This window comes from Gramella sp. KN1008 (assembly GCF_004332155.1).
Taxonomy (GTDB): Bacteria; Bacteroidota; Bacteroidia; order Flavobacteriales; family Flavobacteriaceae; genus Christiangramia.
The window spans coordinates 120,368-135,009 of sequence record NZ_SJDV01000004.1; the positions used below are offsets into that span (position 1 = coordinate 120,368).

Sequence of the window (14,642 nt, forward strand, 5' to 3'; positions counted from 1 at the left end):
TATGGAAAAAAACATTAAAGAATTTCTGGATAAAGTATCAGCCAGAAACCAAAATGAACCCGAATTTATGCAAGCGGTTCATGAAGTTGCCGAAACAGTAATCCCTTTTATAGAAAAAAATAAAAAATACCAGAACAAAATGCTTCTGGAGCGAATGGTAGAGCCTGAAAGAGTGGTGATGTTTAGAGTGCCTTGGTTGGATGACGAAGGTAATGTGCAGGTTAACCGCGGATTTCGTATTCAGATGAATTCAGCTATTGGTCCTTATAAGGGTGGATTGCGTTTTCATCCTTCAGTGAACTTAAGTATCCTTAAGTTTCTTGCTTTTGAGCAGGTATTTAAGAATAGCCTTACCACACTGCCTATGGGTGGTGGAAAAGGAGGTTCAGATTTCGACCCTAAAGGGAAGTCTGATAATGAAGTGATGAAATTCTGTCAAAGCTTTATGACCGAGCTTAATCGTCATATCGGTGCCGACTGCGATGTTCCTGCGGGAGATATTGGAGTAGGCGGTCGCGAGATCGGTTATTTATTTGGACAGTATAAGAGAATACAGAACGAGTTCACCGGTATTTTGACCGGGAAAGGGCTTTCGTACGGAGGTTCTTTAATTAGACCTGAGGCCACCGGTTACGGAAATGTTTATTTCACTCAGAATATGTTAAAGACCAGAGGTGAAAATCTGGAAGGTAAAACAGTGGTGATCTCCGGTTCCGGAAACGTAGCTCAGTATGCGGCCGAAAAGGCTATACAGCTTGGAGCTAAAGTAGTGACCATGTCTGATTCCAGTGGATTCATTTACGATGAAGAGGGAATTGACAATGAAAAACTTCAGTTCATCATGGAGCTGAAGAATGTAAAACGAGGTAGGATCAAGGAATACCTGGACGAATACTCTTCTGCCAAATATCATGAGGGGGAAACGCCATGGGGTATTAAATGTGATATCGCATTACCTTGTGCTACTCAGAACGAACTGTATGAAGAAGACGCGAAGACCCTTGTAAAGAATGGATGTATATGCGTTGGAGAAGGTGCTAATATGCCTTGTACACCTGAAGCCATTGAGATTTTCCAGAAGGAGAAAATCCTTTTCTCACCAGGAAAGGCTTCTAACGCTGGTGGTGTAGCCACTTCAGGATTGGAAATGTCACAAAACTCCATGAGATATAGCTGGACCGCTGAGGATGTGGACAAAAAGTTACACGAGATCATGAACGACATTCATGAGAAATGTGTTGAGTATGGTACAAGGGAAGATGGATATATAGACTATGTTAAAGGAGCAAATATTGCCGGTTTCGTGAAGGTAGCCGATGCAATGCTTGCACAGGGTGTTGTTTAAATCTCCTTTTTTTAAAAATAACCGAAGCCGCTTTAAAAAGCGGCTTTTTTTATAAATTCACCCCAAATTTCCCTGAATGCTCACTCATACCCAGGCTATTGTGATTAGCGCCCTTAAATATGGTGAGGCCGATCTTATTGTAAAGGCCTACACCTTATCTGATGGCCTTAAAACCTATATGCTGAAGAATGTGCTTAAATCAAAAAAGGGAAAATTCAGGGCCTCAATGTTCCAGAGTCTTACCAGGCTGGAGATCATTGCCAACCATCGAGGAGCAGACAGGATGGAATATCTGAAGGATGCTAAGGTTGCCAATAATTACATGAGTATTTATACCCATCCGGTAAAAATGACCATGGCCATATTTCTGGCCGAAATGCTCAAGAACACGATCAGGGAAGAGGAAGGAAATCCGGCTCTGTTTAACTACCTGGAATACAGTTTTGAATTTCTGGATACCACTGAAAGGATTGCTAATTTTCATCTGGTTTTTTTGCTTAATCTTACAAAATATCTGGGTTTTCAGCCGGAACAGGAAAAGAACGATTTTCCGGTTTTCAATTTACTGGAGGGAGTTTTTCAGGAAATTCCTATCAATGATTATTGTATAGAGGGGAAGAATGTAGACGTTCTTAAAAAGCTTTTAGGCATTGATTTTGATGCCTTGGAGCACATAAAAATGAATAAGGCGACCCGAAATGAATTTCTCAATATGTTACTTCTGTATTACGAATTGCATATTGAAGGTTTTCATAAGCCCAAATCTTTAAGTGTACTCAAGGAAATATTCGGTTAAATGAAATTTAATTTACTAGTTCTCTTTTTATTTACTTTTTCAACTCTGTATGCGCAGGAAATTACAGTGGTGGATAAAGTTACAGGTGAGCCTCTTGTTAATGTGGCTATTTTTAATACCGATAAGTCTAAGTCTGCCGTAACTAATATTCATGGGAAAGCCCATATTTCCAAATTTACCGATACCGAAGTGATTATTTTCAAGTCGGTTTTTTATGTGGAAACCTACAGGAGAAAAAGGGAAATCTTAGCGAATGATAATACTGTTTTTCTGGAACCTACTGATAATCAGCTTGAACAGGTAACTATATCTGTGGCCAGGTTCAAGCTTAATAAGGATGAGATCCCGCAGAAGATCGTGAGCATTACACCGGAAGAAGTTCAGCTTGCCAGCCCGCAAACCTCGGCCGACCTTCTGGAAAGTACCGGGCAGGTTTATGTTCAGAAAAGTCAGTTAGGCGGAGGTAGTCCCATGATCCGTGGATTTGCTACTAATCGCTTATTGCTTACCGTGGATGGGGTGCGAATGAACTCTGCCATTTTCCGAAGTGGCAATCTTCAGAATGTTATTTCCATAGATCCCATGATGGTTGAAAGTACAGAAGTGATTTTAGGTCCCGGTTCTGTAGTATATGGGAGTGATGCGATTGGAGGAGTGATGAATTTTTATACTCTTAAGCCAAAATTCAGTTTTAATGAAGGTACTTCCTACTCCGGAAATATATATACGAGATTTGCCACAGCGAATAACGAAAATACGGTTCATGCAGATGTTAATGTAGGTCGGGAAAACTGGGCCTTCAGAACAGGGGTTACCTATTCAGATTTTGGAGATCTTAGGATGGGGGAGCATGGTCCCGATGATTACTTAAGACCCGATTACGCAGTGCGCCGGGATGGTGAAGATGTGATGGTGGAAAATGAAGATCCGCTGGTTCAGAAACCAACAGGTTATCATCAGCTTAACCTGTTGCAGAAGATCAAATATATGCCCGCTAAAGACTGGGATTTTAACCTTGGGCTGGTATATTCCAATACATCAGACTTTCCAAGATTTGACAGGCTCTACCGGAAAAGGGATGGAGTGTTGAGATCTGCAGAATGGTATTATGGGCCTCAGACCTGGTTTCTTGGGAGTCTGAACATAAACCATAGAAGTGATTCTGAATTTTATGATAAGGTTCAGTTCACCGGGGCTTATCAGTTCTTTGCCGAGAGCAGGAACGACAGGGATTTTGGGAAGCCAATACTTTTTACGACTGAAGAAAATGTGGACGCATATTCTGCAAATCTGGACTTTGAAAAGGTGTTTTTTGAAAGTAAATTTTTTTACGGATTTGAATATGTGCTTAATAATATAGATTCAAATGGAAGCTTCAGGAATATTGAAACGAAGGAGATCGGGGAGACGGCCAGTAGGTATCCTGATGGTTCCCATTGGCAGTCTATGGCGGTGTATTCCAGTTACCAGTGGAAGATACTGGAGGAGCTCTCACTTCAAACAGGGATCAGGTATAACCACATTTTGGTAGATGCCACTTTTGAAGATCGTTTTTATGATTTCCCTTTTGAAGAAGCAGATATAAGTACGGGTGCACTTACCGGAAGTCTTGGGATTAACTGGAGACAGAACGATTTTGTAGGGTGGCGACTGGGACTATCGACAGCTTTTCGCGCTCCTAATATTGATGACATAGGGAAGATCTTCGATTCGGAGCCGGGATCGGTTGTAGTGCCAAATCCGGATCTCAAATCTGAATATGCGTATAATGCTGAATTGGGTGCCGATCTTAATCTTTCTGATAATATAAGGCTGGATCTAACAGGGTATTATACTTATCTGGATAACGCGATGGTTCGCAGGGATTTTGATCTTAACGGGGTCACCGAAATCGATTATCAGGGCGAACCAAGCCGGGTACAGGCCATTCAGAATGCGGCACATGCTTATGTGTATGGATTGGAAGCAGGACTGGAAGTAGATTTTTCAGTAGCGTTCAGGTTGAAATCCCAGTTCAGCTATACCGAAGGAAAGGAAAATGAAGGAGGAGATTATGTCCCTTTAAGACATGCCGCTCCCATGTTTGGAAACACACATCTTATTTGGAATAAAAGAAGATTAAAACTGGATCTTTTTGCAGAATATAACGGTCAATTCGACTTTGACGAGCTGGCGCCGGGAGAACAGGACAAGCCTTACCTGTATGCCCTGGACGAAAACGGTAATCCTTATTCCCCTTCATGGTATACGCTAAATCTTACCGGACAGTATGAATTGAATTCGCAATGGCTAGCGACGGTTTCAGTAGAGAATATTACAGATCAGCGATACCGCACCTATTCATCGGGGATTGCGGCTGCCGGAAGGAATCTTATTATCGCTTTATCCTATACCTTTTAAGCTTATTTTAACAGAAGAGGTTAAGTTCCAGAATTTTAGGTTAGAGACTAAGAATAAATTCATATGTAATTTAATGTGGATTAATATCTTCTTTGGTTAAAAATCATTATTTTCGCAAATCATTTGAAAAATGGAGAAAATGAGTAGAAAATTCCCTGAATATAAAGGTCTTGACCTGCCTAAGGTGGCAGAGGAAATCCTAAACTATTGGGAAGAGAATGATATTTTTGAAAAAAGTGTTACCACTCGTGATGGTAAGGAGCCATTTGTGTTCTTTGAAGGCCCGCCTTCGGCAAATGGTTTGCCTGGTATTCATCATGTAATGGCTCGTGCTATAAAGGATATCTTTTGCAGGTATAAAACCCAGAAAGGATTTCAGGTTAAACGAAAGGCCGGATGGGATACCCATGGACTCCCGGTAGAGCTGGGTGTTGAGAAGGAACTGGGAATCACCAAGGAGGATATAGGGAACAAAATCAGCATCGAAAAATATAACGAAGCCTGTAAGAATGCGGTGATGCGTTATACCGATGTATGGAATGACCTTACTCAGAAAATGGGTTACTGGGTGGATATGAACGATCCTTATATCACCTATAAGTCCAAATATATGGAGACCGTATGGTGGCTCCTTTCTGAGATCTACAAAAAGGATCTAATCTACAAGGGCTACACCATTCAACCTTATTCTCCAAAGGCAGGAACTGGATTGAGTTCTCACGAACTGAATCAGCCCGGAACCTATCAGGATGTGACCGATACTACGGTTACCGCAATGTTTAAAGTTAAGGAAGAAACACTTCCTGATTTTCTGAAAGACGCTGTAAATTTATTTTTTATCGCATGGACCACAACTCCATGGACGCTTCCTTCTAATACCGCCTTAACAGTTGGGCCAAAGATCGATTATGTAACGGTTAAGACATATAATCAGTATACCTTTGAGCCTATAACAATAATAGTAGCCAAAGAACTGGCCGAAAAGCAATTCGATAAAAAGTTCAGAAAGGCTGAGTCTGAAGAAGATCTTGCTTCTTATTCGGAAGGAGATAAAAAGATCCCTTACCTAATTGGAGAAAGCTTTAAGGGAGCAGACATCGTTGGGGTAAAATATGAGCAGTTGCTGCCTTATGCGCAGCCTAACGATAATCCTGAAAATGCTTTCAGGATCATTTCAGGAGATTTCGTAACTACCGAAGATGGTACCGGGATCGTGCATACCGCGCCAACCTTTGGTGCAGACGATGCCCTGGTAGCCAAGCAGGCCACACCAGAGGTTCCGCCAATGCTGGTTAAAGATGAAAATGGAAATCTTGTTCCGCTGGTAGATCTTCAGGGAAGGTTTAGACCTGAGATGGGCGAGCATGCTGGCAAGTATGTGAAGAATGAATATTATGATGAGGGCCAGGCTCCGGAAAAATCTGTAGATGTAGAGCTTGCTATAAAGCTGAAGGAAGAGAACAGGGCATTCAAAGTTGAAAAATACGTTCACAGCTATCCAAACTGCTGGAGAACAGATAAGCCTATTTTATATTATCCTCTTGACTCCTGGTTCATTAAAGTGACCGAGTTTAAAGACAGAATGTTTGAACTTAATCAGGGAATCAACTGGAAACCGAAATCTACTGGAGAAGGTCGTTTTGGAAACTGGCTTGCCAGTGCAAATGACTGGAACCTGAGCCGTAGCCGTTACTGGGGAATTCCTTTACCAATCTGGAGAACAGAGGACGGAACAGAGGTCAAGGTAATGGGTTCTGTAGCTCAGCTAAAAGAGGAGATGAAAAAGGCGGTTGATGCCGGTTTCATGGATAAGGATATATTTGAAGGTTTTGACCCTGGAGACATGAGTGAAGAGAACTATGAAAAAGTAGATCTTCATAAAAATGTGGTGGACGGGATCACTCTGGTTTCCGATTCCGGGAAACCAATGAAGCGTGAGGCAGACCTTATAGATGTTTGGTTCGATTCGGGATCCATGCCTTATGCACAGTGGCACTATCCATTCGAGAACAAAGAGAAAGTTGAGAATAAATGGCGTAAAGCTGACTTTATAGCCGAAGGAGTTGATCAAACGCGTGGTTGGTTCTATACGCTTCACGCGATCGCTACGATGATCTTTGATGATGTAGCCTATAAGAATGTAGTTTCTAATGGACTCGTGCTGGATAAGAACGGACAAAAGATGTCCAAGCGTTTAGGAAATGCGGTGGATCCTTTTGAAACTCTTGCGGTCTATGGGCCTGATGCTACCCGTTGGTACATGATCTCCAACGCAAACCCCTGGGATAACCTTAAGTTTGATATTGAGGGAATAGGAGAGGTACAGAGAAAATTCTTTGGAACTCTGTACAATACTTATTCTTTCTTTACGCTTTATGCGAATATTGATGAATTCACTTACTCTGAAGAAGATGTTGCGCTGGAGGAAAGACCGGAAATAGACAGATGGATACTTTCGGAATTGCACACCCTTATTGAAAAAGTGGATAAGTTCTATGCAGATTATGAGCCTACAAAAGCCACCAGGGCAATCTCCGAATTTGTTCAGGAGAATCTTAGTAACTGGTTCGTGAGATTAAGCAGGAGACGTTTCTGGAAAGGAGATTATGAGCAGGATAAGATCTCTGCTTATCAGACTTTGTACACTTGCCTTGAGACGGTTGCAAAACTTGGTGCGCCCGTTGCTCCATTCTATATGGATAGATTGTTCAGAGACCTTAATGCCGCGACAGGGAAAGACAGGTCAGAATCGGTGCATACTGCTGATTTCCCGGCTTATGAACCGAGATTTGTTGATAAATCCCTTGAAAGGAAAATGGAAAAGGCTCAAACCATATCCTCTCTTGTACTTTCCTTAAGGAAGAAAGAGATGATCAAAGTTAGACAACCATTGCAAAGGGTAATGATTCCGGTACTTGACGAGATCCAAAAGAAAGAGGTTCAGGCAGTTGAGGATCTGATCAAATCTGAAGTAAATGTTAAGGAAATAGAACTGATCGATGATGCTTCAGGACTGTTAAAGAAACAGATAAAACCTAATTTCCGGGTTCTTGGCCCAAGATTTGGTAAAGATATAAAGCTGATTATCAGCGAAATAAATAAATTTGGTCCTGAAGAAATATCAAAAATTGAGCGGGAAGGCTCTATTGAAGTGGAAATTAACAAAAAATTAGTTAATTTGTCACTAGAAGAGGTGGAGATAACTTCACAGGATATTGAAGGATGGTTGGTTGCAAGCAGTGGTAATCTTACAGTAGCCTTGGATGTGAGTATTAGTCCGGAACTCAGGAAGGAAGGTGTTGCCAGGGAACTGGTGAACAGGATACAGAACCTTCGTAAGGACTCGGGTTATGAGGTGACCGATACAATTGATGTGACCCTGCAAAAAGATGGTATTGTCGAGGATGCCGTCAATGATAATATAACCTATATTAAGAACGAAACATTAACTGCGAAACTCGAATTTGCAGAAGTGGTAGATGAAGGTGCTGAAGTTGAATTTGATGATATCGCCACTAAATTGTTTATTAAAAAACATTAAGCTATGTCTACAGAAGTAAAAGAACGTTACAGTGATGCAGATTTGGCGGAGTTTAAGGCTCTGATCAAAAAGAAGATCGAAAAAGCACAGGAACAGCTGGAGATCTACAAGAACGCTTACAAGAATGACGGTAATAATGGTACCGATGATACTTCTCCAACTTTTAAGGCCTTTGAAGAAGGAAGTGAAACTATGAGTAAGGAAGCGAATTCTCAACTGGCTATTCGTCAGGAAAAATTCATCAGAGACCTTAAAAATGCTTTAATGCGTATCGAAAATAAGACGTATGGCGTTTGTAGAGTGACCGGAAAGCTCATTGCAAAAGAAAGACTTCTTCTTGTTCCTCATGCTACTTTGAGCATTGAGGCCAAGAACATGCAACGATAATACTGTATCTCATTATATATAAAACGTCCGGCCATTAAATTAGGTTGGGCGTTTTCTGTTTATAGGTAGGATTGTGAATAACAGATGGATACTTGTGTTGCTGATGTTTATCTCTTTAGGAGGAACCGCCCAGAGAATGACCAGGGAGGTGATCGATGCGACCCGTATAAATACAATTCATATCAATACAGATGAGGTATTCAGGATAAAGTTGCGGGCTACCTCTACTTCCACAATTTCCATACAAACCCGTTCAGAAGGTGAATATTATAATGATATCACCCTTGAAAGTTCTATAAAGGCTGACCGGTTTGAACTAACCAGCCGCTATCCAGAAATCCTTACCGGAGGGTATGATAAATTAAGTGCCCACAAGGTATTTTCATTAGAAATTGAAATGGAAATCCCTGAAGGAATGGAGGTTGTTATACGCTCTAATCTTGCATCTGTGATGGCGACAGGGAATTACAAGGCTTTTTATACCGATTTGAAACAGGGTCACTGTGAACTCCTGTCTTTTTCAGGTCAGGCTGTGGTCAATACCTATAGCGGTGATATTCTTATTGAAACCGGGACTGGATTAATAGAGGCTCATAGCCGGAATGGAGAAGTTATAGTTCCCGAATTTTTACCCGGCCGTAATCCTTTAAAACTAACAAGTATAGATGGGGATATTATGGTGCGTAAAAACTAAATAATATTAGTATTTTTGAGCCGTTTTCAACAAAATTCTATTCATGTCCCTTAAAAAAGCCGGAATAATAATAATTCTGATCCTTCTTGTAGATCAGATTTCCAAGATCTATATAAAAACCAATTTTGCCCTTGGGGACGAAATAAGGGTATTTGAATGGTTCCGCATACTTTTCGTGGAAAACGAAGGAATGGCGTGGGGGACAAAGATCCCTGGTGAGTATGGAAAACTTGCACTTACCCTTTTCAGATTGGGTGCGATTGTAGGCATCGGTTACTGGCTTTGGGATTCGATTAGAAAATCGGGCTCCAGGATCCTTATTGTGGCGATAGCGATGATCTTCGCCGGCGCCTTTGGAAATATAATCGATTCTGTTTTTTATGGGATCATCTTTAACGACAGTTACGGACAGGTAGCGAGCTTCTTGCCTGCTGAAGGAGGGTATAGCTCATTATTCCATGGAAAGGTAGTAGACATGCTCTATTTTCCGTTATGGAAGGGGTATTTGCCGGAGTGGATACCTTTCTGGGGCGGGGAGTACTTTACGTTCTTTGAGCCGGTCTTCAATATAGCCGATTCAGCAATAAGTGTTGGAGTGGCGATACTTCTTCTTTTTAATAAGAGGGCTTTTCCAAAGGATCAGGAGGAAAAAAAAAATAATTAGGCGGCCGTTTTATCGAATATCTTTTCGAATTTTTTCAATTCTATAGGCTTTATTAGATAATCTGTGACAAGATTGAAAGATCTTGCCCTTTCAAGGTCTCGCGGATCTATAGAAGAGCTTACCACATATAAAGTGATCTTTTTGTTAAGCTGATTTTTGATCTTGATAAACTCGTTCAGGAATTCCCATCCGTCCATTACGGGCATGTTGAGGTCCAGAAAGATAATATCAGGAAGCTTGTCCTCATCGGTAACATTCTCCATGATCTCCTTAAAATAGTCCAGTGCTTCCTTACCGTTCTTGTAGATAAGTAAATTTTCGGAAAGTTTTTTAATTTCGATGATCTTCTTAACTAAGTTCACGTATATCTTATCATCGTCTATGATACACGCTAGCTCTACTTTTTGCCCCATAATAAATAGATCTAGAATTGTATTTTAAAAGTAGTTCCCACATCCAGGGTGCTACTCACAGATATTGTCCCCCCAAGGGCCTCTACCTGATTTTTTGTTATGAACAAACCAATTCCTTTTGATTCCTGATTATTATGGTGAAAGGATTTATACATTCCAAACATCTTATCACCATACTCATCCAGGTCTATTCCCATACCATTGTCACTTACTTCAAGGTACTCCTTGTCGTTCTCAACATAGGTCTGAATAAAAATAACTGGTTTACGTCCCGGTTGTCTATACCGGATTGCATTCGTGATTAAATTTAATAAAATACTTTCAAGATATTCAGGGATATAGCGAATTTCTTTCAAATCCTGAAATTCGGCGACGATTTTTGCATTTTCTCGATTAATGAGTGACGAAATGGATGCAAGAACCACTTCCAGCGCCTCATCAAATTTAATCCATACCCTTTGCTTCTTGAGAGTGGTCTGCGTACTAACGAGACTATTTAACCGCGAAATAGCAGAATCAAGGTTGCCTGCCACATCTTCAACATTGGCCAGAAGATCCAGTTTGTCCTTATCGGTTTTTGATTCACGTAACAGTTCCACGATAAGGCTTAAATTACTGCTGTGAGATCGCAGATGATGAGATACTATATGGGCAAAATTGAATAATCTTGAATTCTGTGTGGCTATGATATCAAGTGAGTTCTGAAGATTTAGTTCATTGTTCTTGTTTTCATCAATGTTCTGAAGCACCCCCCGGATCCCTATCACTTCCTGTTCCTCGTTATAAACAGGTTTTCCCGTAAGACCTACCCAGAATTCACGATTTTGAAAAGATACCATCTTAAGTTCCAGTTTGAAGGGTATACCATAATTTTCACATTTTTCAAAGGCATTACGCATGCGGTTATGATGTTCCTTGGCATAGAACTTCATATGGTCTTCATAGGCGGGCTGGAAATCCCTTGGGCAGTCAACTATCTTTCTGGAAACATCGTCCCAGTAGATATTCTTATTTATCGTGTCAATGTACCAGCCTCCGGTAGAGGTCATTTGAGCGGTTTCGCGATAATAGAAAAAGTTCTCCTCGATAGTGTACTGGTCCCTTTTGCTTTGGTGGATATTTACAAAAAGGAGTACGGCGGTCTCACGGAAATTATTTCCCTTGCTCTTGAGGTTCTTACATTCGAACCAGCGGTATTTACCGTTCTCCAGTTTTAATTTTATCTCAAAACTGAAGGCTTCATTTTCCTTAATGAGCTGTTCAAAATGGATCCTGAAGTCGTAACGATAATCGGGATGAAGAATGTGGTTTATGAAGAATTCAAAGCGATCTTCCCTTATCTCGGGCTTCCCAACCAAAGTGTTGAAGTGGTCAGACCAGATTATCTCCTTTGAAAATAGGTTAATTTTCCAGTAGGCGATATCAAAATCTTCCAGAATGCTATTTAACTGCAGGTCGCTAAGCATCAAAGTGATTTGTCAGGTTAAAAATAACGTAATACTATCATCATTACAAAAAATATTTACCGGTCAAATTCATAAATCTTATCTGGTGTGATACAGTAATTTAAAGGGATATCACTGCTAAATACTTCTTTTATCTCTTCTACGGGTTCAAAGAAGGAAAGCCCTATTTTAACAACGTCTGGCCTGCAACCCGCCAGGAATTTATCATAGAATCCTTTTCCGTAACCTACACGGTGGCCTTCTGTGTCGAATGCGAGCAAGGGAATAAAAACCACTTCCAGCTTTTCTTTTGAGATCTCAATCCCATGTTTCGGCTCCGGAATGTTCCAGCGATTTTTCTTTATTACGGTTTGATCTGTAAGTAAAAAATGTAAAAGATTTCCAGTTTTAAAATCTGTTTTAGGGATCACTACTTCCTTGTCCTTGCCCTGTAGAATATGAAGCAGAAACTCGGTGTTGACTTCCTTTTGTTCGGCAATACTTAAAAATATATGATAGAACCGGTAATCCCAGACAGGCAATTCCAGTGACCGGTTGGCGATCTCCAGGCTCATGTTTTCTATTTCCTCTTCGCTTAACGCGGTTCTTAATCGCTTGTATTTTTTCCTGATCTCTGTCTTATGCATCATGCTCGGTTTTTGGTTGCATGGAAATATGGAAAATTGCATCTCCCTGATAAACGATAGGGGATTCATTAACATTGATCACATAGCCTTCGCTGTTAGATTTGATCTTATGCCTGAATTTTCCATAAGGGTCGGTAATGGTGGCAATGTATTCACCTTTCTCCACATGTTTCCCGCAGGGTACCTTAACATGAAGAAGTCCGCTATATTTTGCCCGAAGCCAGGAGCTGTTCTCGATGAGGACGGTTTCCATTTTTACATCAGGGTATTCGAACTTTGAATTGAGCATTTCAAGATGGCTTAGGATCCTCATCACACCTTCCACGCCGTACTGAGCGACCTCTTTGTTACTGTCGAGAGATTTTCCGCCCTCAAATAAAAGGACCGGGATACCAAGCTTGGAACAGGTTTCCCTGTAGGATTTAGTAATGGTCTTGGAATGTATGGTAAATGGCGCATTAAAGATGCGTGCGTATTTTATACTCTGCTCGTCTCCTTTTTTAATCCTTATCTGAGGAGCATTGAAACGCGCCGCTCCCCCGGTATGGAAATCAAGGCAAAAATCAGCAATGGGAAGGATCTTCTTTACGAACTGATAGGCGAACCTGCTGGCCAGGGAACCATGTTTGCTTCCCGGAAACACACGGTTTAGATCCCTTCCATCCGGAAATTCACGGGCCATATTTAAAAATCCGAAAATATTGACGATGGGAATACAGATGATGGTTCCAATTTTCGGTTTATTGATACTCTTGGAAATGATCTGTCTTACGATCTCCACTCCGTTGATCTCATCTCCGTGGATTCCCGCGGTAAGTAAAACCACAGGGCCTGGTTTTTTTGAACGTTCAATGATAACGGGTACTTCTACAGAAGTAGTAGTATAGAGCTTGGCCATATTGAAATTGATGGTAGCTCCCTTTCCCGGAAGTACTTTTTCACCTAAAATCTCAAGAACATTGTTCTTGTCTATACGAGGCATATACTACACGTTTCTTTCAATATATCTTATGATGGTTTTAGCGATATCTTTCCCGGTTGCTTCTTCAATCCCTTCAAGACCGGGTGAGCTGTTCACTTCCAGGATAAGCGGGCCACGGCTGCTCTGAAGCATATCCACCCCGGCAACTCCCAGGGCCATGGCCTTCGCGGCTTTTATCGCCGCATTTTCCTCGTCATCGGTAAGCTGAATTACAGAAGCGGTTCCTCCACGGTGAAGGTTGGAACGGAATTCCCCTTCTTTTCCCTGTCTTTTCATTGCTCCCACTACCTGGCCATCTACAACAAAGGCACGAATATCAGCACCTCCGGCCTCCTTGATGAATTCCTGAACGATCACCCTTGCCTGTAAACCGTTAAAAGCTTCGATAACAGATTCGGCTGCATTCTGGGTTTCTGCCAGAACAACTCCCAGCCCCTGTGTGCCTTCAAGTAGTTTTATGATCACCGGGGCACCACCAACATGTTCTATAATTTCTTTTACATCTTTAGAGTAATTGGTGAAAACCGTTTTGGGAAGACCTAATCTTGCCCGGGACAGGATCTGAAGGCTTCTTAACTTGTCACGGCTTCTTACGAGTGCCTGTGATTCTGTAGTGGTAAAAGTTCCCATCATCTCGAACTGCCTTACCACGGCAGTTCCATAAAAAGTAATGGAGGCTCCGATCCTGGGGATCACCGCATCGGTATCTTCCAGGAAATGACCTTTATAGTATATACAGGGATTTTTTTTCTCAATAATAAGGTCACACTTAATGGGATCTATCACTTCAACTTCATGATTTCTTTGCTTCGCAGCTTCCACAAGTCTACTGGTGGAATATAACCTGCTATTTCTTGACAGAATTCTTATCTTCATTTACCTTCTGATTATAGGACACATCTGTGAGTTCGGTATCCACAATGAATTTTTTGGTTAAAAATTTCCGACCTATCAGCACTGGATATCTCATTTCCTGGCGATCTGATAGGGAAAGAGATATCTTGAATGTTTTACCGAACAGGCGGATGTTCGATTGTACCTGGTACCTTTTCTGGATTATACCATTACTGCTTCTAACAAAAACGATATCATAGTCCTCAAAGATGATTTCCTTTCCGTCATACAAAGGATGTTCCTCATCGAGGAAGCTACAATGTATTTCGTTATCTTTTTCAATGATATTCTCGCAGTGAATAGAGGAAGTATATGCGCCGGTATCGATCTTAACGGCGATATCGTTAAGGTTTAAGGCAGGGAAATCTGCTTTGTCGAACCTACCAATCACGATCTTCTCCATAATGCAATATACTAAAAACCCTTCAAAAGTT

The 14,642-nt window shown here is 41.2% G+C and carries 13 protein-coding genes; 7 read left to right on the forward strand and 6 right to left on the reverse strand.

What is annotated here, in order from left to right; genetic code table 11:
• Position 1: 1 nt before the first annotated feature.
• From gdhA to EZJ28_RS08860, 7 genes are all read left to right on the forward strand, one after another.
• Positions 2-1,345, forward strand: coding sequence for an NADP-specific glutamate dehydrogenase (gene gdhA / locus EZJ28_RS08830; RefSeq protein ID WP_131396982.1), 1,344 nt, complete (start codon positions 2-4; stop codon positions 1,343-1,345).
• Positions 1,346-1,421: 76 nt separating this feature from the next.
• Positions 1,422-2,141: a DNA repair protein RecO gene (gene recO / locus EZJ28_RS08835; protein ID WP_131396985.1), complete on the forward strand. Its 720-nt coding sequence runs from the start codon at positions 1,422-1,424 to the stop codon at positions 2,139-2,141.
• Positions 2,142-4,541 carry a TonB-dependent receptor gene (locus EZJ28_RS08840; protein WP_131396987.1) on the forward strand — a complete coding sequence of 800 codons (2,400 nt, stop codon included), beginning with the start codon at positions 2,142-2,144 and terminating at the stop codon, positions 4,539-4,541.
• A gap of 139 nt (positions 4,542-4,680) precedes the next feature.
• Positions 4,681-8,082, forward strand: a complete 3,402-nt coding sequence (gene ileS, locus EZJ28_RS08845) for an isoleucine--tRNA ligase (protein ID WP_131396989.1) — start codon at positions 4,681-4,683, stop codon at positions 8,080-8,082.
• A 3-nt stretch (positions 8,083-8,085) separates the two neighbouring features.
• Positions 8,086-8,469: a TraR/DksA C4-type zinc finger protein gene (locus tag EZJ28_RS08850; protein WP_131396991.1), complete on the forward strand. Its 384-nt coding sequence runs from the start codon at positions 8,086-8,088 to the stop codon at positions 8,467-8,469.
• A gap of 103 nt (positions 8,470-8,572) precedes the next feature.
• On the forward strand, positions 8,573-9,163 hold the full coding sequence (locus EZJ28_RS08855) for a hypothetical protein (protein ID WP_131396993.1): 591 nt from the start codon (positions 8,573-8,575) through the stop codon (positions 9,161-9,163).
• Positions 9,164-9,206: 43 nt separating this feature from the next.
• A complete protein-coding gene (locus EZJ28_RS08860; RefSeq protein WP_131396995.1) occupies positions 9,207-9,827 on the forward strand; it encodes a lipoprotein signal peptidase in 621 nt (206 codons plus the stop codon).
• On the opposite strand, the gene EZJ28_RS08865 is transcribed toward EZJ28_RS08860, so the two are convergent.
• Genes EZJ28_RS08865 through EZJ28_RS08890 form a run of 6 tightly spaced genes read right to left on the reverse strand, consistent with a single transcriptional unit; the run spans position 9,824 to position 14,611 of the window.
• On the reverse strand, positions 9,824-10,240 hold the full coding sequence (locus EZJ28_RS08865; protein ID WP_131396997.1) for a response regulator: 417 nt from the start codon (positions 10,238-10,240) through the stop codon (positions 9,824-9,826). The two genes, EZJ28_RS08860 and EZJ28_RS08865, sit on opposite strands and share 4 nt — an antisense overlap.
• An 11-nt stretch (positions 10,241-10,251) precedes the next feature.
• Positions 10,252-11,706, reverse strand: coding sequence for a PAS domain-containing protein (locus EZJ28_RS08870; protein WP_131397000.1), 1,455 nt, complete (start codon positions 11,704-11,706; stop codon positions 10,252-10,254).
• A 56-nt stretch (positions 11,707-11,762) separates the two neighbouring features.
• A complete protein-coding gene (locus EZJ28_RS08875) occupies positions 11,763-12,332 on the reverse strand; it encodes a 5-formyltetrahydrofolate cyclo-ligase (protein ID WP_131397517.1) in 570 nt (189 codons plus the stop codon).
• Positions 12,325-13,314, reverse strand: a complete 990-nt coding sequence (locus tag EZJ28_RS08880; RefSeq protein ID WP_131397002.1) for a succinylglutamate desuccinylase/aspartoacylase family protein — start codon at positions 13,312-13,314, stop codon at positions 12,325-12,327. Before EZJ28_RS08880 ends, EZJ28_RS08875 begins: the two co-directional genes overlap by 8 nt.
• Before the next feature lie 3 nt (positions 13,315-13,317).
• Positions 13,318-14,190, reverse strand: coding sequence for a 30S ribosomal protein S6--L-glutamate ligase (gene rimK, locus EZJ28_RS08885; protein ID WP_131397005.1), 873 nt, complete (start codon positions 14,188-14,190; stop codon positions 13,318-13,320).
• On the reverse strand, positions 14,162-14,611 hold the full coding sequence (locus EZJ28_RS08890) for a RimK/LysX family protein (RefSeq protein ID WP_131397007.1): 450 nt from the start codon (positions 14,609-14,611) through the stop codon (positions 14,162-14,164). Before EZJ28_RS08890 ends, rimK begins: the two co-directional genes overlap by 29 nt.
• Between the last annotated feature and the right edge of the window lie 31 nt (positions 14,612-14,642).

What these genes read in the sequence shown, in the direction of transcription:
- gdhA (WP_131396982.1), top strand. Translation starts at nt 2, where the DNA reads ATGGAAAAAAACATTAAAGAATTTCTGGATAAAGTATCAGCCAGAAAC.
- recO (WP_131396985.1), top strand. Translation starts at nt 1,422, where the DNA reads ATGCTCACTCATACCCAGGCTATTGTGATTAGCGCCCTTAAATATGGT.
- EZJ28_RS08840 (WP_131396987.1), top strand. Translation starts at nt 2,142, where the DNA reads ATGAAATTTAATTTACTAGTTCTCTTTTTATTTACTTTTTCAACTCTG.
- ileS (WP_131396989.1), top strand. Translation starts at nt 4,681, where the DNA reads ATGAGTAGAAAATTCCCTGAATATAAAGGTCTTGACCTGCCTAAGGTG.
- EZJ28_RS08850 (WP_131396991.1), top strand. Translation starts at nt 8,086, where the DNA reads ATGTCTACAGAAGTAAAAGAACGTTACAGTGATGCAGATTTGGCGGAG.
- EZJ28_RS08855 (WP_131396993.1), top strand. Translation starts at nt 8,573, where the DNA reads ATGTTTATCTCTTTAGGAGGAACCGCCCAGAGAATGACCAGGGAGGTG.
- EZJ28_RS08860 (WP_131396995.1), top strand. Translation starts at nt 9,207, where the DNA reads ATGTCCCTTAAAAAAGCCGGAATAATAATAATTCTGATCCTTCTTGTA.
- EZJ28_RS08865 (WP_131396997.1), bottom strand. Translation starts at nt 10,240, where the DNA reads ATGGGGCAAAAAGTAGAGCTAGCGTGTATCATAGACGATGATAAGATA.
- EZJ28_RS08870 (WP_131397000.1), bottom strand. Translation starts at nt 11,706, where the DNA reads ATGCTTAGCGACCTGCAGTTAAATAGCATTCTGGAAGATTTTGATATC.
- EZJ28_RS08875 (WP_131397517.1), bottom strand. Translation starts at nt 12,332, where the DNA reads ATGCATAAGACAGAGATCAGGAAAAAATACAAGCGATTAAGAACCGCG.
- EZJ28_RS08880 (WP_131397002.1), bottom strand. Translation starts at nt 13,314, where the DNA reads ATGCCTCGTATAGACAAGAACAATGTTCTTGAGATTTTAGGTGAAAAA.
- rimK (WP_131397005.1), bottom strand. Translation starts at nt 14,190, where the DNA reads ATGAAGATAAGAATTCTGTCAAGAAATAGCAGGTTATATTCCACCAGT.
- EZJ28_RS08890 (WP_131397007.1), bottom strand. Translation starts at nt 14,611, where the DNA reads ATGGAGAAGATCGTGATTGGTAGGTTCGACAAAGCAGATTTCCCTGCC.